The organism is Thioalkalivibrio sp. ALJ12 (assembly GCF_000378305.1).
In the GTDB taxonomy this organism is placed as follows: domain Bacteria; phylum Pseudomonadota; class Gammaproteobacteria; order Ectothiorhodospirales; family Ectothiorhodospiraceae; genus Thioalkalivibrio.
The window spans coordinates 263,328-283,840 of the sequence record NZ_KB899540.1; the positions used below are offsets into that span (position 1 = coordinate 263,328).

The 20,513-nt window shown below is 68.1% G+C and carries 17 protein-coding genes; 4 read left to right on the forward strand and 13 right to left on the reverse strand.

Features of this window, described 5'->3' with window-relative positions; translation table 11 throughout:
- Positions 1-2 precede the first annotated feature (2 nt).
- On the reverse strand, positions 3-1,580 hold the full coding sequence (gene guaA, locus F467_RS0111485; protein ID WP_018138429.1) for a glutamine-hydrolyzing GMP synthase: 1,578 nt from the start codon (positions 1,578-1,580) through the stop codon (positions 3-5).
- A gap of 63 nt (positions 1,581-1,643) precedes the next feature.
- Positions 1,644-3,104, reverse strand: coding sequence for an IMP dehydrogenase (guaB, locus tag F467_RS0111490; protein ID WP_018138428.1), 1,461 nt, complete (start codon positions 3,102-3,104; stop codon positions 1,644-1,646).
- 193 nt (positions 3,105-3,297) lie between these two features.
- On the opposite strand from guaB, the gene F467_RS0111495 reads away from it, so the two are divergent.
- Positions 3,298-4,053 (forward strand): DUF4197 domain-containing protein, encoded by a 756-nt coding sequence (locus F467_RS0111495; RefSeq protein WP_018138427.1) that lies wholly within the window; start codon positions 3,298-3,300, stop codon positions 4,051-4,053.
- Positions 4,054-4,100: 47 nt separating this feature from the next.
- The gene (gene xseA / locus F467_RS0111500; RefSeq protein ID WP_018138426.1) at positions 4,101-5,516 is read left to right on the forward strand and encodes an exodeoxyribonuclease VII large subunit; all 1,416 of its coding nucleotides are present in this window, start codon (positions 4,101-4,103) and stop codon (positions 5,514-5,516) included.
- 8 nt (positions 5,517-5,524) lie between these two features.
- Here the strand turns inward: xseA and gltX are convergent, their stop codons facing one another.
- Positions 5,525-6,952 carry a glutamate--tRNA ligase gene (gltX, locus tag F467_RS0111505; protein WP_018138425.1) on the reverse strand — a complete coding sequence of 476 codons (1,428 nt, stop codon included), beginning with the start codon at positions 6,950-6,952 and terminating at the stop codon, positions 5,525-5,527.
- A 479-nt stretch (positions 6,953-7,431) separates the two neighbouring features.
- Between gltX and F467_RS0111510 the strand changes: the two genes are divergently transcribed.
- Together F467_RS0111510 and F467_RS0111515 are read left to right on the forward strand one after the other, a co-directional pair.
- Complete coding sequence (locus F467_RS0111510; RefSeq protein WP_018137548.1) at positions 7,432-7,947, forward strand: peptidylprolyl isomerase; 516 nt, start codon at positions 7,432-7,434, stop codon at positions 7,945-7,947.
- Between the two features lie 8 nt (positions 7,948-7,955).
- Positions 7,956-8,711, forward strand: a complete 756-nt coding sequence (locus F467_RS0111515) for a UDP-2,3-diacylglucosamine diphosphatase (RefSeq protein WP_018137549.1) — start codon at positions 7,956-7,958, stop codon at positions 8,709-8,711.
- Positions 8,712-9,587: 876 nt separating this feature from the next.
- Here F467_RS0111515 and F467_RS0111520 read toward each other — a convergent pair.
- The 10 genes from F467_RS0111520 to F467_RS0111565 form a co-directional block, all read right to left on the reverse strand.
- The gene (locus tag F467_RS0111520) at positions 9,588-10,430 is read right to left on the reverse strand and encodes a ferritin-like domain-containing protein (RefSeq protein ID WP_018138109.1); all 843 of its coding nucleotides are present in this window, start codon (positions 10,428-10,430) and stop codon (positions 9,588-9,590) included.
- Positions 10,431-10,449: 19 nt separating this feature from the next.
- Complete coding sequence (locus F467_RS0111525; RefSeq protein ID WP_018138108.1) at positions 10,450-12,954, reverse strand: heavy metal translocating P-type ATPase; 2,505 nt, start codon at positions 12,952-12,954, stop codon at positions 10,450-10,452.
- 11 nt (positions 12,955-12,965) lie between these two features.
- Positions 12,966-13,097, reverse strand: a complete 132-nt coding sequence (locus F467_RS13880) for a hypothetical protein (protein WP_018138107.1) — start codon at positions 13,095-13,097, stop codon at positions 12,966-12,968.
- A gap of 108 nt (positions 13,098-13,205) precedes the next feature.
- A complete protein-coding gene (locus F467_RS13840; protein WP_081601197.1) occupies positions 13,206-13,574 on the reverse strand; it encodes a hypothetical protein in 369 nt (122 codons plus the stop codon).
- A 96-nt stretch (positions 13,575-13,670) separates the two neighbouring features.
- Positions 13,671-15,143, reverse strand: a complete 1,473-nt coding sequence (gene cls, locus F467_RS0111540; RefSeq protein WP_018138105.1) for a cardiolipin synthase — start codon at positions 15,141-15,143, stop codon at positions 13,671-13,673.
- 27 nt (positions 15,144-15,170) lie between these two features.
- On the reverse strand, positions 15,171-16,361 hold the full coding sequence (locus F467_RS0111545; RefSeq protein WP_026182194.1) for an O-succinylhomoserine sulfhydrylase: 1,191 nt from the start codon (positions 16,359-16,361) through the stop codon (positions 15,171-15,173).
- Positions 16,362-16,395: 34 nt separating this feature from the next.
- Positions 16,396-17,505 carry an alanine racemase gene (alr, locus tag F467_RS0111550; protein ID WP_018138103.1) on the reverse strand — a complete coding sequence of 370 codons (1,110 nt, stop codon included), beginning with the start codon at positions 17,503-17,505 and terminating at the stop codon, positions 16,396-16,398.
- Between the two features lie 70 nt (positions 17,506-17,575).
- A complete protein-coding gene (dnaB, locus tag F467_RS0111555; protein WP_018138102.1) occupies positions 17,576-18,934 on the reverse strand; it encodes a replicative DNA helicase in 1,359 nt (452 codons plus the stop codon).
- Between the two features lie 88 nt (positions 18,935-19,022).
- Positions 19,023-19,472, reverse strand: coding sequence for a 50S ribosomal protein L9 (gene rplI / locus F467_RS0111560; RefSeq protein ID WP_018138101.1), 450 nt, complete (start codon positions 19,470-19,472; stop codon positions 19,023-19,025).
- A 68-nt stretch (positions 19,473-19,540) separates the two neighbouring features.
- Entirely contained in the window at positions 19,541-20,488 is a 948-nt protein-coding gene (locus F467_RS0111565) for a hypothetical protein (RefSeq protein WP_018138100.1), read from the reverse strand.
- Positions 20,489-20,513: the final 25 nt, after the last annotated feature.

Consider the following 20,513-nt stretch of genomic DNA (forward strand, 5'->3'; position numbering starts at 1 on the left):
GGCTATTCCCACTCGATCGTGGCCGGGGGCTTGCCGGAGATGTCGTAGGTCACGCGCGAGATGCCGGGGATCTCGTTGATGATCCGGCGCGAGACGTGGTCGAGGAAGTCATACGGCAGGTGCGCCCAGCGCGCGGTCATGAAATCGATGGTCTCCACCGCGCGCAGCGCGACCACGTAATCGTAGCGCCGGCCGTCGCCCATCACCCCAACGGACTTCACCGGCAGAAACACCGCAAACGCCTGCGAGGTCTTGTCGTATAGATCCGCGGCACGCAGCTCCTCGATGAAGATGGCGTCCGCCCGGCGCAGTAGCTCGGCGTATTCTTTCTTCACCTCGCCCAAGATGCGCACGCCCAGACCCGGCCCCGGGAACGGGTGGCGGTAGACCATCTCGGTGGGCAGGCCCAGCTCCACGCCGATCTTGCGCACCTCGTCCTTGAATAGCTCGCGCAGCGGCTCCACCAGCCCCAGCTTCATGTTCTCGGGCAGCCCGCCCACGTTGTGGTGCGACTTGATCACATGCGCCTTGCCGGTCTTGGAGTCGGCCGACTCGATCACGTCCGGGTAGATCGTGCCCTGGGCCAGCCACTGCACGTTGTTCAGCTTCGCGGCCTCCTCGTCGAACACGTCGATGAACAGCCCGCCGATGACCTTGCGCTTGGCCTCCGGGTCCTCGACCCCGGCGAGCGAGCGCATGAAGCGGTCCTCGGCATCCACGCGGATCACGTTCACGCCCATGTGGCGGGCGAAGGTCGACATCACCTGGTCGCCCTCGCCCAGGCGCAGCAGGCCGGTGTCCACGAACACGCAGGTCAGCTGGTCGCCGATCGCCTTGTGCAGCAGCGCCCCGACCACCGAGGAGTCGACCCCGCCGGACAGGCCCAGCACCACGTGGTCGTCCCCGACCTGCTCGCGCACCCGCGCGGCCATGTCGTCGATGATGTTGTCCGCAGTCCACAGCGACTCGCAGCCGCAGATCTCGTGGAGGAAGCGCTCCAGGATGCGCTGGCCCTGGGTCGTGTGCGTGACCTCGGGGTGGAACTGCACACCGTAGAAACCGCGCTCCGGGTCGGCCATGCCGGCGATGGGCGCGGAATCGGTGGAGGCCATCAGGCGGAAGCCCTCCGGCAGCTCGGTCACGTGGTCGCCATGCGACATCCACACGTCCAGCAGGCCGTAGCCCTCCGGTGTGGTGTGATCCTCTATATCACGCAGCAGCGGCGTATGGCCGCGGGCACGCACTTGGGCGTAACCGAACTCGCGGCGCTCGGAGGGCTCGACCCGTCCGCCCAGCTGCGCGGCCATGGTCTGCATGCCGTAGCAGATCCCCAGCACCGGCACACCCAGCTCGAACACTGCATCCTCGGCGCGCGGCGGGTGGTCGACGTTCACCGACTCCGGGCCGCCGGACAGGATGATCCCGGTGGGATTGAAGGCGCGGATGTCCGCCGCCGGCATGTCCCAGGCATGCACCTCGGAGTAGACCCCGGCCTCGCGCACGCGGCGGGCGATCAGCTGGGTGTACTGGGAGCCGAAGTCCAGCACCAGAATGCGGTGGGCGTGAAGATCCTGGGTCATGAGGTCATCCGGTATCCCGGCCGGACGGCCGGGTCGCTGTCGGGGATCCGCCCGGGGGCAGGATCAGTCCATTCGGTAGTTCGGGGCTTCCTTGGTGATCGCCACGTCGTGCACATGGCTCTCGCGCATGCCCGCGGCGGTCACGCGCACGAAGTGCGGCTTGCTGCGCATCTCCTCGATGTCGTGCGCGCCGACATAGCCCATGGACGAGCGCAGCCCGCCCATCAACTGGTAGATGATCGCGACAATCGAGCCCTTGTACGGCACCCGGCCCTCGATGCCCTCGGGCACGAACTTGTCGGCCGAGCTGTTCGGGTCCTGGAAATAGCGGTCCGAGGAGCCCTGCTGCATCGCAGCCAGCGAACCCATACCGCGGTAGATCTTGTAGGAGCGGCCCTGATAGAGCTCGACCTCGCCCGGGGCCTCCTCGGTCCCGGCGAACATCGAACCCAGCATCACGCAGTTGGCGCCGGCGGCGATGGCCTTGGCCAGGTCGCCAGAGAAGCGCACGCCGCCATCGGCGATCATCGGCACACCGGTACCCTTCAGCGCCTCGGCCACATCCGAGATCGCGGTGATCTGCGGCACGCCCACGCCGGCCACGATACGGGTAGTGCAGATCGAGCCCGGGCCGATCCCGACCTTAACGCCATCGGCCCCGGCCGCGACCAGATCCTTCGCGGCGGCGGCGGTGGCGATGTTGCCGCCGATCACCTGCACGTCCGGATAGTGCTTTTTCACCCAGGCCACGCGATCCAGCACGCCCTGCGAGTGACCATGCGCGGTATCCACCACCAGTACGTCCACCCCGGCCTCGACCAGCGCGGCCACGCGCTCGTCGGTACCGGCACCCACGCCGACCGCCGCGCCCACGCGCAGGCGACCGCGATCGTCCTTGCAGGCGTGCGGGTGTTCGGTGGACTTCTGAATATCCTTGACGGTGATCATCCCGCGCAGCTGGAAGTCGTCGTTGACCACCAGCACCTTCTCGATGCGGTGCTTGTGCAGCAGCTCCAGCACGTGACCGCGGTCCGCGCCCTCGGGCACGGTGACCAGCCGCTCGCGGGGGGTCATGATCTCGGTGACCGGGGCCTCCATGCGAGTCTCGAAGCGCAGGTCGCGGGAGGTCACGATGCCAACCAGGTCATTGCCGTTCACCACCGGCACGCCGGAGATGTGATTGGCCTGGGTCAGCTCCACGACCTCGCCGATCGTCGCGGTCGGGCCGATGGTGATCGGCTCGCTGATTACCCCGCTTTCGTGCTTCTTGACCTGCTGAACCTCGGCGGCCTGGGCCTCGACCGACATGTTCTTGTGCACGATCCCGAGCCCGCCTTCCTGCGCCATGGCAATCGCCAGACGCGCCTCGGTCACCGTATCCATCGCGGCGGAGACGACCGGCGCGCTCAGCTGGATTTCGCGGGTGATGTTCGTGGTCAGATCAACATCGCGGGGGACGACATTCGAATGCCCCGGGATCAGCAGCACGTCATCGAAGGTCAGGGCTTCACCGAGTATCCGCATGCATCGCTCCAGGACAGTCCAGCGGGGGAAAGAACCGATATCTTTCCCGGAATGATAAATAGCCGTTCAGTATAAATTTTCCGGCCACCTCCCGACAAGCAGACCGGGCGAACGCCGTACATGTCGCCCGGCAGACGCGAAATCGGCACCCTGCTACGATGACCGTCCTCGTTTCAAGCCACCGAGCCCCTTCATGCCCTGCCTGAGCCGCCGCCGACTGCTTGCCCTGATGCTCGCACCCGGGCTGCTGACGGTTGCCGCGGCACCGACGGCCAGCGCCAGCTGGTGGCCCTTCAACCCCGACGTGCTGCGCGCGCTGACCCGCCGCCCGGACGCCTCCGACCTCACGACGGCCGAGATCATCGAGGCAGTACACGAGGCCCTGATCATCGCCTCCCATTCGGCCACCGAGACCCTGTCCCAGCGCAACGGCTTCTTCGGCAACCCGGACGTGCGCGTCCCGCTGCCGGAGGTACTCGCGACCGCCCGTCGGTCGCTGGATCGCATCGGCATGGCCACGCCGCTGAACCAGCTTGAGGAGCGGATGAACCGGGCCGCCGAGGCCGCTATACGCGAAGCCCGCGAGCCACTGGTACGGGCCGTCTTCGCGCTCGACCTGGACAACGCCCGCGAAATCCTGGTCGGCGACGACGACGCCGCCACCCGGCATCTCGAACACCACGCACGCGCCGAAATCACCGAGACGATGCGCCCGGCCATCCAGCAGAGCCTGGAGCAGGTGGAGGCCCTGGACACCTACGGTGAGCTGAAGGAGCGCATGCGCGACATCCCCTTCCTCGCGCGCGTGCGCTTCGACCCGGTCGAGCACGTCCTGGAGCATGCGATGGAAGGCCTGTTCTTCATGCTGGCGGAGGAAGAGGCCCGCCTGCGCGCCAACCCGCAGGGACGCGGCACCGATGTCCTGCACCGCGTGTTCCGGCGACAATAGCCCTTCGCCACGCACATCCCGAACACCACGTCCGTGAATCCCGAACCATGAGCGACGCCCCCGTACTGACCGTCACCGAACTCAACCAGTGTGCCGACGGCCTGTTGCGCGACGGCCTGGGCCGGGTACGCGTGGAGGGAGAGGTCTCCAACCTGCGCCAGTACGCCTCCGGCCACCAGTACTTCTCGCTCAAAGACGCAAATAGCTCGGTAAGCTGCGTGCTCTTTCGCGGCAATGCCCGCAACGCCGCGCGCTTCGCCGATGGCGACGCGGTGCAGATCCAGGGCCGCGCCGGGATCTACGCCGCACGCGGCCAGTTCCAGATCATCGTCGAGCAGCTGCAGCCGGCCGGCGAGGGCCAGCTCCTGGCGGCCTTCCAGCGCCTGAAGGAAAAGCTCGCCGCCGAGGGCCTGTTCGACCTCGAGCGGAAGAAGCCCCTCCCCACCTGGACCCATCGCCTCGGCGTGATCACCTCCACCCAGGGCGATGTGCGGCACGATATCGAACGCACCCTGGCGCGGCGTTTCCCTCTGCTGTTGCCCTTTACCCTCTACCCCACCGCGGTACAGGGCGCGCAGGCCGCCAGCCAGATCGTCGCGGCCCTGGAGCAGGCCGCCCGCGAGGGCATCGTGGACGTGATGATCCTGGCGCGCGGCGGCGGTTCGCTGGAGGATCTGCAGGCGTTCAACGAGGAAAGCGTGGCCCGCGCCATCGCCGCGTCGCCAATCCCGGTCGTGACGGGTGTCGGGCACGAGACCGATACCACCATTGCGGACTTCGTCGCCGACCTGCGCGCCTCCACCCCGACCGCGGCGGCCGAGGCAGTCAGCCCGGATGGCGCCACCCTGCGCCACCGGATCGAACGGGCGCGCGACCGGATGACTACACTTGCAGGCCAGCGCGTTGCCCAGCACCGGCAGACGCTGAACGCCCTGTGGACCCGACTCGAACGGCGCCACCCGCGCCAGCTGATGGAACGCAACGCGCAGCGCCTGGACGACCAGCACGAGCGCCTGCAACGCGCCTGGCAGCGCCGGCACGAGCAGGCCGGCCAGCGCCTGCAGCATCTACGCCTGCGCCTGGCCGGGGCCTCCCCCGGCAACCGCATCGCCTCCGCGCGGATGCGCCTCGACCATCTGCACCAGCGTCTCGCGCGCGCCGCCCCGGCACACGACATCCGCTCACACCGCGAGCGCCTGGCACGCCTGCACCGGGATCTCGAATACCAGATGCGTCAGGCCCTGACGATCCGCCAGCAGCGGCTGCAGGCCACCCGGCGCCAGCTGAGCGCCCTCGGCCCCCAGGCGGTCCTGGAACGCGGCTATGCGATCCTGCAAACGAAAGAAGGACAGGTCCTGCGCGACGCCGCAAGAACCGAGATCGGCGCGCCGCTGCAGGCCCGCCTGGCGCGCGGCGCACTCGAGCTGAAGGTGACGGCGACGAAATCGCCCGAGGGAGACTGAAGGGCGCTTCAGCCCGCCTGCTCAAGCGCGGCCTGCAGGCGCGCACGCACCCGTTCACGCCCTAGATACTCGAAGATGCGCGGCAGCTCGGGCCCATGCGTCTGGCCGGACAGCGCCGCACGCAGCGGCATGAACAGCTTGCGCCCCTTCGCACCCGTCGCCGCGCCGACAGCCTTTGCCAGGGCCGGGAAATCCTCGGCCTCTTCCAGGGCGTCCAGGGCGGCGCGGTAGAAATCCGCGCCCGCCTGCTGCAGCTCGGCGGCGGCCGCCTCGCTCAGTGGGGCCGGATCGGCGGCGAAGGCCTCCACCCAGATACGGGCGTCCTCGGCGCGGGTGATGTTGTCACGCAACAGCCCCGCCAGTGCCGGGCGCTGGTCCTCTGACAGCTGCCCGAACACATCGAAGTCATCGAGATAGGCCAGAAGATCGGCATCGGACAGCTGGCGCAGGGCCTCGGTCTGCCAGTGTTCCAACTGCTGCGCATCGTGGCGCGCAGCGCTGTGACCAATGCGCTCCGGGCTGAACCCGGCCGCGAGTTCCTGCGCACTCAGTAACTCGTCCGACTCGTAGCGATGCCCGAGGCGTGCCAGGTGATTAAGGATCGCGAGCGGCAGGTAACCCGTAGTGCGCAACTCCTCGACACTGGCCGACCCATTGCGCTTGGACAACGGCGCACCGTCGTGCCCCATCACCAGCGGCAGGTGATGGTAGGCCGGCGCCGCCAGCCCCAGCGCCTCCAGCAACAGCATCTGGCGTGGGGTGTTGGCGATATGGTCCTCGCCGCGCACCACATCGGTCACGCCCATCAGGGCGTCGTCGATCGCATTGGAGAAGAAGAAGGCGGGCGTGCCGTCGGAGCGGCGGATCACGAAATCGCCGATCTCGTCGGTCCGAAAGCTCACCGGCCCGCGTACCCCGTCCTCGAAACGGACCGTCCGACCCAGCGGCACACGAAAGCGCAGGGTCGGCTTCTGCCCCTCGGCCGCGCGCCGCTCGGCCTCCTCCGCGCTCAGGTGGGAGCAGGTCCCCGGATAGCGCGGCGGCTTGCCCTGGGCGCGCATGCGCTTGCGTCCCCGCTCCAGCTCGGCGGGCGAGCAGAAGCAGGGGTAGGCCTGACCGGCATCAATCAACTGCTGGTAATAGCCATCGAAGATCCCGCCGCGCTCGGACTGGGCATACGGTCCGGCATCGCCACCGGCGTCAACGCCCTCGTCCCAGTCCAGCTTCAGCCAGCGCAGGTCGCGCATCAGCGCGACCACGAACTCCGGGCGCGAGCGCTCGGCGTCGGTGTCCTCGATCCGCAGCAGAAAATGCCCGCCGCGCGAGCGGGCGAACAGCGCGCTGAACAACGCGGTGCGCACGTTGCCGAGGTGGAGAAGCCCGGTGGGACTGGGCGCGAAACGGGTCTTGGTCGGCGGTGTCGTCATCGCGCGCATGGTAGCGGAGCACCCCGCGGGCCACCAGCCGGGCCGGCCGTGGCCCTAGGGCGACGCTGATTGAATCGCGCGTCCGCGCTCGAGTCGCTTTTGCGTGCGAACAAGGCGCGGTGACTGCCGTGCAGTCATTCTGCACAAGGGAACCGCAACGCCGTTCCCGCGCAAAAGCGGCCGAGCCCCTGCACTAAATGTCTTGTGGGGTTGGTGCCCCCTGTTCCCCGATCCTGCGTTGCGCCGCTTACGGGTAGAACCACTACCCGCTGCACGACGCGCCTTGTCTCGGAAAACAGGGGGCACCAACGCGGACGTGCGATTCAATCAGCGTCTCCCTAGTAGCGTTGCTGGCAGGCACCCCGCCTGCCGGGTACCATGGCCGCCCGACACTCATCCGGAGGGCCAGTCCCGTGCAGCGATCCCGTTTCCGGCTCGGCATTGTGCTGGCCACCGCCCTTCTTGCCCTACTGCTTTCAGGAGCCCCCATGGCCGATACCAATCCGCAGGTCGCGATCGAAACCAACCATGGCCGCATCGTGCTGGAACTCAATGCCGAGGCCGCCCCGGAGACGGTCGCCAACTTCATGTCCTACGTGGATGACGGCTTCTACGACGGCACGATCTTTCACCGCGTGATCCCGGGCTTCATGGTCCAGGGCGGCGGCTTCGACAAGAACATGAGCCAGAAGTCCGCTGGCGAGCCCATCCGCAACGAGGCGGACAACGGCCTGAAGAACGAGGTGGGTGCGATCTCCATGGCCCGCACCCAGGATCCGCACTCGGCCACCGCGCAGTTCTTCATCAACGTGAACGACAACGACTTCCTCAACCACACGGCCCCGAATGCGCAGGGCTGGGGTTATGCGGTCTTCGGCAAGGTGACCGAGGGCATGGACGTCGTGCGCCAGATCGAGTCCGTACCCACCGGCCGTTCCGGCATGCACCAGGATGTGCCGCAGGAGCCGGTCGTGATGGAAAGCGTGAAGCGCGTCGAGGACTGAGCCACCCCGTGGCTTCCAGCGCGCCGGCCCTGGTCATTTCCGACCTGCACCTGGATCGCGAGCCCGGCCCCCTGCTGGAGGCCACACTCGCCTTCCTGAAGGGACCGGCGCGCAGCGCCTCGGCGCTGTACATCCTCGGCGACCTGTTCGAATACTGGGTCGGCGATGACGCCGGATTCCCGGCCGCCGAACAGCTCGCCGAGGCCCTGCAGACACTCGAGATCCCGGTGGCCTTCATCCATGGCAACCGGGATTTTCTCGTGGGCCCGGACTATGCCGCCCGCGCCGGGATGCAGCTGGCGCCCGAGCCGCTGCACGCGGCCCTGCCCTGCGGGCCCGCCGTGCTGCTGCATGGCGATTCCCTGTGCACCGACGACACCGAACACATGGCCTTTCGCCAGCAGGTACGCGGCGGCGAATGGCAGCGGGCGTTCCTCGCCCATCCGCTGGAGGAACGCATCCGCCAGGCCGAGTCCATGCGCGCCACCAGCCGCGACAACAGCCGGATGAAGGCCGACGCCATCATGGACGTGAATGCGAACGCCGTGGCGGACACCTTCCGCGACGCCGATGTCCCGCTGATGATCCATGGCCATACCCACCGCCCCGCGATCCACGACCTGGCGGTCGACGGTCAGCCCCGCCAGCGCTGCGTCCTGCCGGCCTGGGACGAGCACCCGGGCTACCTGGAGGTCGCGGCGACCGGCCCCGTCCTGCGCGCGCTGGACGGCTCGCCCTACCCCGCGCACCTGCTGCACGCCTGAACCGCTGCCACGCCTCGGCCGTTCTTGGCTGGGCCTGGTTCGGCATCTGGTGTTTCCGTGCCTTAATCCGGCCGCCTGCCTGCGCTGTCTCGGCAGCGCACCCCGAGGTACTTTCTTGCTTGCCCAAGAAAGTACCCAAAGAAGGGCACCCGGATCCCGCCCGGGGACCTTGCTCCAGGGCCCTCGGGCCGGCGGCGCTGAAACTCGCTACGCCTTCGGCTTCGCTCAGACAGTCAGCGCCTCTCTTCCGTCCCGAGAACCCTTCCGCAAGGGGCTTCATACGGGGGGATGAAGGTCAAAACAGAAGTTATCCCCGCGCCTGCAGCCAACTCCAACGCCGTAGGGTGCGGTTGAGCACAGCGAAACGCACCGTTCCGACGTCGGGGCAACCCTGATGCGATTCGCTGCGCTCATCGGCATCCTACTCCCCCCCGGCGCCCGCTGGCGGGCGCGGCACGCTATGGCCGAAGGCCGCGCGTGCCGAAGATGTCCGAAGACCTAGCCTCCATCCGTAAGCACAATCGTTGGGACAGCCGTTGTCTTGACCTTCACCCCCGTTGTCGTCGCGCGGAGTGGAGAGGGTTTTCGCGGGAAGAGAGGCGCTGACTGTCTGAGCGAAGCCGAAGGCGCAGCGAGTTTCAGCGCCGCCCGCGAAAAGCCTCGGAGCGAGGGGAACCCCGGCCCGCGCAGCGGGCCGGGGTCGCGGCAGTCGGGCGTGTTTCTTGGATACTTCTTTGCACGAGCAAAGAAGCCCGTTTTTGATCAACAACGGGCGCGGTGCGCTGGCGAGACAGCGCATGGCAGGCGGCGGCCCGAAGCCACCGTAAACACCGGATGCCGAACTAGGACCAGCCTCATCAAGGCAGGCGGTCGGGGCTATGGCGACGTTTCGGCGGTGGCCTGGGCCTCCAGTTGCGCCATCTCGGAGTCGGTGAAGCCGGCGGCGCGGCGGGCCTCGTGGGCAAAGGGCGGGCGTACGCGGCCCGGCATGTACTCGGCCAACAGCTCGAGGAACAGCGGCTCGGGATCAAGCCCGCGTACGTGCGCCAGCTCGCGAAACCAGCGCGAGCCGATCGCCACGTGGGCGACCTCCTCGCGCTGGATGATCTCGAGAAGCGCCACGGTTGCGTGATCGCCCGCGGCCATCAGGCGCTCGATCATGCCGGGGGTGACGTCCAGCCCGCGCGCCTCCAGCACGCGCGGCACCAGGGCCATGCGGATCATCACATCCTGGTCGGTCGCGAGTGCCGCCTCCCACAGCCCGTTGTGGGCCGGCAGGTCGCCGTAGTCCGCCCCCAGCTCGTGGAGCCGCGCACGCAACAGCCGGAAATGGCGCGCCTCCTCGGCCGCCACCTGCAGCCAGTCGCTGACGAACGGCGCCGGCATGTCGCGAAAGCGATACACGGCATCCAGCGCCAGGTTGATCGCGTTGAACTCGATATGCGCGACCGCATGCACCAGCGCCACCCGCCCGGCCGTCGTGTGCAACCCGCGTCGCGGCAGGTCCTTCGGGTGCACCAGCACCGGCCGTTCCGGACGCCCGGGCACCTCCAACCGTTCCGGCCCGGAGCTGGCGACCGCCTCCAGCTCATCGGACCACCAGGCCTGCATCAGCGCCAGCACGCGCTCGCACTTGGTCTCGGGATCGCACTCGCGCAGCGCCATTTCGGCCGCTTGGTAGAGATCCGGGCTCGCGGGATGGGTGATCGGCTGACTCATGGCGGCCAAGGATACCCGTTCAGCGCTCGTCGGTCGGCATGCTGCGGCGCAGCAGGATGGAGTTGCCGATCACCGAGAGCGAGCTGGCGGTCATCGCGATCACGCCGATCATGGGGTGCAGCAGGCCGGCCGCGGCGATCGGGATTGCGGCGGAGTTGTAGCCCCAGGCCCAGAACAGGTTCTGCACGATCTTGCGGAAGGTCAGGCGCGAGAGCTGCACGGCCTCGACCACCTTGGTCAACTCGCCACGCACCAAAGTCACGTCAGCGGCCTCGATGGCCACATCCGCGCCGGCCCCGATCGCGATGCCGACGTTGGCCTGCTGCAGGGCCGGGGCGTCGTTGATGCCGTCCCCCACCATGGCCACGTGGTCGCCGTACTGCGCCTGCAGTTCGCGGACCGCTTCGACCTTGCCCTCCGGCAGCACGCCGGCACGAACCTCGTCGATCCCCACCTGCGCGGCCACGGCCTTCGCGGTGCGCTCGTTGTCGCCGGTGACCATCACGCAGCGTATGCCGAGGCTATGCAGCTGCTCAATGGCGCTCTGCGACGCCTCCTTGAGGGTGTCGGCGACCGCGACAATGCCGGCCGGTCGCTCGCCAATGGCCACCAGCATCGCGGTCTTGCCGGCATCCTCGAGCCGCCGCAGCGATTCCAGCAGGCCGGACGGATCCAGGCCCTGCTCCTCCAGCAGCCGCTGGCTGCCGACCAGGACGCGTTCCCCGTAAAGGTGAGCCTCCACCCCGCGCGCGGTGTGCGACTGGAACTGTTCGACCTCGGCGATCGCCAGCTCCCGGTCGCGCGCACCCTGCACGACGGCCTCGGCCAGCGGGTGCGCGGAGCCGGCCTCCACGGCCGCGGCCGCACCGAGCACGCGAGCGTCATCGAAGCCCTCGGCCGCGATCACGTCGGTCAGTGCCGGCTGCCCGCGGGTGATGGTCCCGGTCTTGTCGAGCACGATCACGCGGATGTCCTTCAGCGTCTGGATCGCGGAGCCCGAGCGGATCAGCACTCCGCGCTCGGCGCCCATACCGGAGCCCACCATCAGCGCGGTGGGCGTGGCCAGTCCCAGCGCACAGGGGCAGGCAATGACCAGCACGGCGATCGCCGCGAGCAGCGCCAGCACGATCGGCGGCCGTTCCGAGTCCACCCAGGGCAGGAAGCCCTCGCCCCAGATCAGGATCGGCTGCAGCGCCCCGGAGAACGCCAACCAGGCCGCAAACGCGGCCAGCGCAATGACCAGCACCGCCGGCACGAAGCGCGCGGTGATGCGGTCCGCCAGCTCCTGCACCGGCACCCGCGAACCCTGGGCCTCGTTCACCAGACGGATCACCTGCGACAGGAAGGTGTCGGCCCCCACGCGGGTCGCACGCACCTTCAGCCGCCCCTGCTGGTTCAGGGTCGCGCCGAGCACGCTATCGCCCTCGCCCTTGTCCACCGGCACCGACTCACCGGTGGCGATGGATTCGTCCACCGTGCTCTCGCCGGCGACCACTTCGCCATCGGTGGGGATCTTCTCGCCCGGGCGCACGATCATCAGCTCGCCCACCTGCAGCGATTTCACCGGCACCTCGACCTCTTCGCCATCGCGTTCGACCCGGGCGGTCTTCGCGCCCAGATCCAGCAGCTTGCGGATCGCGGAGGAGGCCTCGCCCTTGGCGCGGTACTCCAGATACCGCCCGAGCATGTGGAAGGCCATGATGGTCGCGGCCATCTCGATGAACGAGGTCATCGGATAGAAGAAGCCGATCAGCCCCAGCAGGTAGGGTGGCAGCGAGCCCATGGAGATCAGCACGTCCATGTTCAGGCTGCCGCTTTTCAGCGCGCGCCAGGACGAACGGTGGGTGGCCGCACCGCCCGCCATGAACACCACCGGGAAGGCCAACACGGCAATGATCAGCAGATAGCCGGGGATCTCCTGCCAGAACATGTGCGGCATCATCAGCACCATGATCGCGATGGTCGGGATCATCGCGATCCACAGCCGGCGCCAGGCCTGCTTCAGATAGGCGGCGTCAATCTCGGCGTCGTCCGCCTCGCTGCCGGCCTCCTCGGTCTCCACCGCCGCCACGTCATAGCCGGCCCCCTCGACCGCGGCGCGCAGGGCCTTGGCATCGGGGCCGCCGGGACCGGGCTCTACGGTCACACGGTGATCGCCGATGTTGGTGCGCACCGCCTGGATGCCGTCCAGCTTCTCGATCGCACCGCGCACGATCCCCGCGCAGTGATCCGACCCCATGCCGGGCACCACCAGGCGCACCGCACCGGCACCGCCCGCCGCGCCCTCGACCTGGGCAACGTCGTAGCCGGCCCCCTCCACGGCGGCCCGCAACCCCTGCGGGTCCACCTGCTCGGGGTCGTATCCCACGGTCACCCGGTGGCGGGCGATATTGGTCCCCACCGAGGCTACACCCGGGGTCTTCTCCAGCGCCGCGCGGACAATCCCCGCGCAGTGGTCCGACCCCATGCCGGGGACGATCACCACCGCCTCGCGGGCGTCCGCTGGCTTCGTTTCCGTCGTCATCGCGCGACTCCTCAGCGATTACTGAACAGATACTTGATCAGGGCCGCGATCCCGAGGATCAGTAGCGCCAGAATCAGTAGACCAATCCAGCCATGGCCGAAGCCGAGGCCCGTCATCCAGCCAAAACCTTGTTCATGCATCATGGTGTAGTCCTCCCAGGGAACTAGTGACAACCGCAATGCGCGACACCGCGCACCGAGTGGGCGATCCACGATCACCCGGGGCCGGGCGGAACCCCGGCCAGGGAGGACTCAGAGGGGTGGGCGAAGATCCGGTGCCGCAGGGATACCGGGGCCCATGGCGACGGGAAGGGGGGCGAAAACGGGCGCGGCCGCCGTGACCGGCGTGCCGGCGGGTGAAGGCAAACCCGAGACCCCGCAGGCGCCACAGACCGCACAGGGCATCTCGCAGGCCGAAGGCGCAGCCTGGATCACAAGGTCCGGCGAAAGGTCCGATGACATGGGGTCTGCAGGTGATCCCGCTCCATGATCCAGGCAGTGGTCCGCCGCGGTCATGCCGCCCGCGGCGCCACCGTGCATCATCCCCGCACCGGCGATCGGCGCCAGCAACAGGGCGGCGACGATCAGTAGATTCAGCAGATGGCGCGAGGCTCGTGACACGGGCTGGTCTCGAAAAGGTATTCTGCCTGCAAGTCTAGCAGCCGGTCCGGCGTTCGGCGTGACACAGATCAAGCCGCCCGTTCATCGCCCAGAGCGCTACAGCACAGGCGCCAGCAGATAGGCGGCCCGCGCGGCCACGCGGCGCCACAGCGGCAGGTCGTCCACGTCCTGCCGGGTCATCTCGCGCGAGCGGGCGAAGTCGGCCTCGAACATGCGCGCCGTCTCGCGGGCAAATCCCGGATCCAGCACCAGCGCGGTGACCTCGAAGTTCAGCCGAAACGAGCGGTTGTCCAGGTTCACGGTCCCCACCGCCGCACCCATGTCGTCCACCACGAAGGCCTTGCCGTGCAGGAAGCCCTCCTGATAGCGGTAGACGCGCACGCCGGCATCCAGTAGCGGGCCCAGGAAGGCGTAGGCCGCATGCGTGGTCAGCGGGTTGTCGGTGACCTCGGGGATCAGCACGCGCACGTCGACGCCACTGAGTGCCGCCAGCTTGAGCATGCCCTGCACGCCCTCGTCGGGCACGAAGTACGGGCTGGCGATCCAGATGCGCCGCTCGGCCGAATGGATCGCCTGCTGCATCATCAGGCTGGCGGTCTCGAACTCGTCGGCCGGTCCTGAGGGCAGGATCAGCACCGGGACGCCATCGTCCGCCATGGTCGCCGGCTGCCAGTCCAGCTCCGGGATCTCTTCGGTGGCCCAGTGCCAGTCCTCCAGGAACACCGACTGCAGGGCCAGGGCGGACGGCCCCTCGATGCGCAGGTGGGTGTCGCGCCAGGGGCCGATCTTCGGGTCCCGCCCGAGGTACTCGTCCCCCACGTTCAGTCCGCCGACCCAGCCCTGTTCGCCATCGGCCACCACGATCTTGCGGTGATTGCGGAAGTTCAGCTGGAAGCGATTGCCGCGCCCGCGGGTCGAGTGAAAGTGCTGCACATGCACCCCCGCCTCGCGCAGGGTGTCCAGATAGCTGCCGGGCAGGCGGTAGCTGCCGATCTCGTCGTAGAGAAAATAGACCTCGACCCCGTCCTGCGCCCGCTCCACCAGCCGCCGCTTGAGTTCGCGCCCGATCGCGTCGTCGCGCACGATATAGAACTGCACCAGCAGGTAGCGCTCGGCCTGCTCGATCCCCTCGAAGATACTGTCGAAGGTCGCCTCGCCATCCACCAGCAGCTCGACCTCGTTGCCGTGGAGGAACGGCCAGCGGGCGAGTTGCTGCACCCCGTCCAGGTGCTTGCTCGGCTCTTGCGCGATGTACTGGTGTGACCACAGCTCCTCGGTCTTCGGCTGCAAGGCCCGCGCCAGAGCGGAGTCCTCGTCACGGCGCGCGACCACATAGCCGCGAAACTCGCTGGCGCCGAATACCCAGTAGGCCGGCACAGCCACATAGGGAACGGTGTTGAGCGACACGATCCAGGCCACCGCGCCCTGCGGCGTGCGGGTGGACATCAGCGCATCCAGCGACGACAGGAACCCCAGCAGGTGAAAGCCAATTACAACCGTCAGCAGCACGCGCCAGCGCGGACGCCGGCGCGGCTTCGGATGGGCATCACCGGACTCGGGTCTGGACATATCCGTGCGGTCGACCCGGGAGCCGCGTCAGAGCGCGTCGAGCCCGCGGGCCAGGTCGCGCTGGATGTCGGCGACCGCCTCCAGCCCCACGGCGACCCGCACCAGAGCCTCGGTAATGCCCTGGGCCTCCCGCTTGTCCGGGTCCACACGACCGTGGGTAGTGGTGGCCGGGTGGGTGATGGTGGTCTTGGCATCGCCCAGGTTCGCGGTGATCGACAGGAATTTCGTTGCGTCGATCACCGACCAGGCGGCCTCGCGCCCGTCGGCGACCTCGAAGCTCAGCACGCCGCCGAAGCCGCTTTGCTGGCGCTTGGCGATCGCATGCTGCGGGTGGGATTCGAGCCCCGGGTAATGCACGGCGGTGATCTTCGGGTGGGCCTGCAGCCACTGCGCCAGGGCCAGGGCGTTGTCGCTGTGGGCGCGCATGCGCAGGGCCAGGGTCTCCAGCCCCTTCAGGAACACCCAGGCGTTGAACGGCGACAGGGTCGGCCCGGCCGTGCGCAGGAAGCCGTAGACGTCCTTGCCGACGCGCTCGGCATCGCCGACTACCGCGCCGCCCAGGCAGCGCCCCTGGCCGTCGAGGAACTTGGTCGCCGAGTGGATGATGATGTCGGCGCCCAGATCCAGCGGACGCTGCAGGATCGGCGTGCAGAAGCAGTTGTCCACCGCGAGCAGCGCGTCGTGCCGATGCGCGATCTCCGCCAGCGCGGCAATGTCCACCACCTCGCCCAGCGGGTTGGACGGCGTCTCGCAGAAATACAGCCGGGTATTGGGCTGCGTGGCGGCCTCCCAGGCCTCGAGGTTCGACAGCTCGACGTAGGTCACCTCGACGCCGAAACGCCCGAGGTAATTGTTGAACAACACGGTCGTCGTGCCGAACACCGAACGCGAGCAGACCACATGATCGCCGGCCTTCAACAGACCCATCATGGTCGCGAGGATCGCGGACATGCCGGAGGCGGTGGCCACACAGGCCTCGCCCCCCTCCAGCGCCGCCAGACGGTCCTGGAAGGTGCGCACGGTCGGGTTGGTGAAGCGCGAGTAGATATTGCCGGGCGACTCCCCGCCGAAGCGCGCGGCGGCCTCCGCGGCCGAACCGAACACGAAGCTGGAGGTCGGGAAGATCGCCTCGGAGTGCTCGCCCTCGGGCGTACGCCGGTAGCCGTGCCGGATGGCTACAGTCTGCGGGTCGTAATCAGCGGGGTCGAAGTCGGTCATCGCGGCATCCTTGAATGCGGAATGCCACAGTGTATCAGCGCGCCGGCTGCAGCCGGTCGGCCACACGCGTCAGCAGCTCGTAGCTGATCGTCCCCGCCGCACGCGCCACGCGTTCCACGGGAAGGCCTTCGCCCCACAGGGTCACCGGGTCCCCGACCTGCGCATCGGGCACCCCGGAGAGATCCACCGCCAGCATGTCCATGGACACGCGCCCGATCAGCGGGCAAAGCGCCCCCTTCACCAGCACTGGTGTGCCCGACGGGGCATGGCGCGGGTATCCGTCGGCATACCCCATCGCGACGATCCCGGCCCGGCCCGGCACATCGGCAGCCCAGGTCGCCCCATAACCGACGGTACTGCCGGATTCGAGCGGCTGGGTGGCGATGATCGGGGCCTGCACGGTCATCGCCGGGCGCAGGTCGCTGTCCGGACCCTCCGGGAGGTGCTCGGTGGGTACCGAGGCCGGATGCGCGCCGTAGAGCATGATACCGGGCCGGCCCCAGTATTCACCGGGGGCATCGGACGTCCCGCCCCGACCCCAGCCGGCAAACAGGGCCGCCGAATTGGCCACGCTGCGGCGTCCCGAAAATTCCGCCACCGTCGTCGCGAAACGGTCCAGCTGGCGGGCATTTTGTGGATGCTCCGGCTCGTCGGCACAGGCCATGTGGGTCATCCAGTGCAACCCGCCCTGCCCGTGGCCGGTAACCTGCAGTCGCCTGGCGACCGAGGCCGCCTCCGCCGGCACGAAACCCAGCCGGTTCATCCCGGTATTCAGTTTGATCCAGACGATGGGAAGCGTGACTCGGGCGGTCTCGAGATGGTCGAGTTGTGCCGCGTCGTGCAGCACGGGCTGCAGATCGAATTCGGTGCAGGCATGCACCTCGGAGGGATCGCGCGGACCCTGCAGCACCAGCAACGCGCCGTCGAAGCCGGCATCGCGCAGTGCCCGCGCCTCACCGACCTGGGAGACGGCCAGCCCGTCGCTTTCGCTGGCGAGTGCCTCGGCCGCCCACAGCAGTCCGTGGCCGTAGCCTTCCGCCTTTATCACCGACCACATGGGGACACCGGGTGCGAGGCCTCGCGCCACGGCCAGGTTGTGCCGCAGGGCCTCGGGGTGGAGCTGGATGCTGGCCGCGCGCCTCACGCGCCGCCTCGCGCCAAGGATCGAGAAGCATTGGGCGCCAACGCAAGTGTGTACATGGCTGGGTGTCCCCCTACTGCTCCATCCCGCCGTAGACGTCGGGGGCGTAGTTCTCGAAGCGAGTGAACTGCCCGCGGAAGGTCAGGCGCACGGTACCGATGGGGCCATTACGCTGCTTGGCGATAATGATCTCGGCCGTGCCCTTGTCCGGGGACTCCTCGTTATAGACCTCGTCGCGGTAGACGAAGGCAATAATGTCGGCGTCCTGCTCGATGGCTCCGGACTCGCGCAGGTCGGACATGACCGGGCGCTTGTTCGGGCGCTGTTCCAGCGAGCGGTTGAGCTGCGACAGCGCGATCATCGGCACGCTCAGCTCCTTCGCCAGGGCCTTCAGTGATCGCGAGATGTCCGAGATTTCGTTGGCGCGATTCTCGCTGCTGCCGGGCGACTGCATCAGCTGCAGGTAGTCGACCACAATCAGCTTGAGCCCCTTGTGCTCGCGCATCAGCCGGCGGGTACGGGCGCGCAGTTCGGTGGGTGACAGCGCCGGGGTGTCGTCGATAAACAGCGGGGCCTCGGAGAGCATCTGCACGGCACTGGTCAGTCGCGGCCAGTCGCCGTCCTCCAGGCGCCCGGAGCGCAGCTTCTGCTGGTTGATCCGGCCCATGGACGACAGCAGACGCATCGCCAGCTGCTCGCCGGGCATCTCCATGGAGAAGATCGCGACCGGTTCGGCATTCTTCATCGCCACATACTCGGCGATGTTCATGGCAAACGAGGTCTTGCCCATCGAGGGCCGGCCGGCGACGATCACCAGATCGCCGGGGTTCAGCCCCGACGTCAGGGCATCCAGGTCCTGATACCCCGTCGCCACGCCGGTGATCGGGTTCTGCGTCTCGTAGAGGTACTCGATCTGCTCGACCGCGGCGGTCAGCAGTGGCTTCATGCCGCGGAAACCCCGAGCCCCGCGCGCACCCTGCTCGGCGATGCGGAACACCTTCTGCTCGGCCTGATCCAGCAGTTCCTTGGATTCCCGACCCTCGGGCACAAAGGCCGAGTCGGCGATCTCGGTGCCCACCGAGATCAGGGAACGCAGGATCGAGCGTTCGCGGACGATGTCCGCGTAGGCCACGATGTTCGCGGCACTGGGGGTTTCGGCCGCCAGACGGCCCAGGTAGGCCATCCCGCCCGCGTCTTCCAGCTCGGAGCTGCGCTCGAGCTGCTCCGACACGGTCACCATGTCGAACGGGGCGTTGCGTTCGGCCAGCGCGGCCACCGCCCGGAAGATCAGGCGGTGGTCGTGGCGATAGAAGTCTTCATCGGTAATGCGGTCCGCCACCCGATCCCAGGCGGCGTTATCCAGCATCAGCCCCCCGAGGACCGACTGCTCGGCCTCCTCGGAGTGCGGGGGGATGCGCGGATTCGGCGTCATTGGCCGGTTCATGCCCGAGGGCACCGTGTGAACCGGCCAGCCTGCCGGGCGTCAGCGACCTGCGGCCACTCTCCCGACATGCGGAGGATCACTCCTCGCCGATGACCACGACGTGAATGTCGACATCCACGTCCGTATGCAGATGCAGTCCGACCTCGAACTCACCCGTAGTACGCAGCGGTCCTTCCGGCATGCGCACTTCCTTCTTCTCCACCTCGGTGCCCTTGGCAGTCAGCGCATCGGCGATATCGGCGGGCCCGATGGAGCCGAACAGCTTGCCTTCGCCACCGGACTTGGCGGTGATTTCCAGCACGGTGCCTTCCAGCTGTGCCTTGCGCGCCTCGGCGGCGGCCAGCGCTTCGGCGGCGGCCTTTTCCAGCTCGGCACGGCGGGCCTCGAACTCGGCGATGTTCTCCGCGGTGGCGAACTTGGCCTTGCCCTGCGGCAGCAGGTAGTTGCGGGCGAAGCCGGAGCGCACGGTCACGCGGTCACCCAGACCACCCAGGTTATCGATCTTTTCCAGCAGAATGACTTCCATCTTCGGTATTCCTGTAACGTTGGGTCAGCCCCAAAAACGAGGCATTCTACACCGGTCGCCGACCGGTCTCACGAATTGTTGTCACCGTCCGGTCCGTCACCCGGACCCTTTCGCCCGCCCAGCGCGCCAAGACGCGAGCGGATGTCCGCCCAGGCATCGATCACCCCGATCGTCGCCAGCAGCAGGAACATCTGCGGCAGGGCCAGCGCCATCAGCACGTACATGCCCACCATCCAGAAGCTGCTCATGCCCTGGTGATGCGTCAGTGCATGCACCAGTGCAATGCCCTGGAGGAAGAACAGCACCCCAAGGATGAACGCCAGCTCGGTGGCCAGCGGCACCGGGCCGAGATGCCCGACCAGCCCCAGCGCGACGGTCACGCCGCTCATGGCGCGACCGAACTGCAGCGCGCGGAACTCCTCGCCAAACGCCCCCGGGTTATACAGAAGCGCCTGCCAATAGCGGCCGATCAGCAGACTCAGCGTCAGACTCAGCAGCACGATCCCGGCAAAAAGCCCCGTCAGGTAGGGCGCCGCACGGCGCAGCGCGGCCTCCAGCTCCTGCGCCCCGGTATCCGTACCCTCGACCAGCGGTCCCAGCAGGGCCATGCCCGCCTCGGACCAGGCCGTCTGCAGATCCGGTACCAGGGCATGTACTGCCAGTACGCCAAGCCCGGCGACCATCGCGCCGGCCTTCAGCGTCATGCGCCAGGACACCGTACGGCGCAGGACCTCGGCCAGCAGGACCACGGGTGCCCACTGCACAAACCCCGCGGCCACACCCGCCATCGGCGGGGCCTCCGGGATCAGCACGAACATCGCAGCTCCGAGCACCAGCGCCGACAACGCGGCGACGAGCAGGGCCTGCCCCAGACCGACACGCAGGCCGACCAGTGCGATCAGGGCACTGCTGACGATCGCGATCGGCGGCAGGAAGAGCCCCGCAACGCCAAAGCCGGAGACCGCGCCCACGGCGCGGCCCCGGCTTTTCATCACGAATTCGGCCAGTACACGCATGGCCGTGCGTCCGGGCGAACCGGAG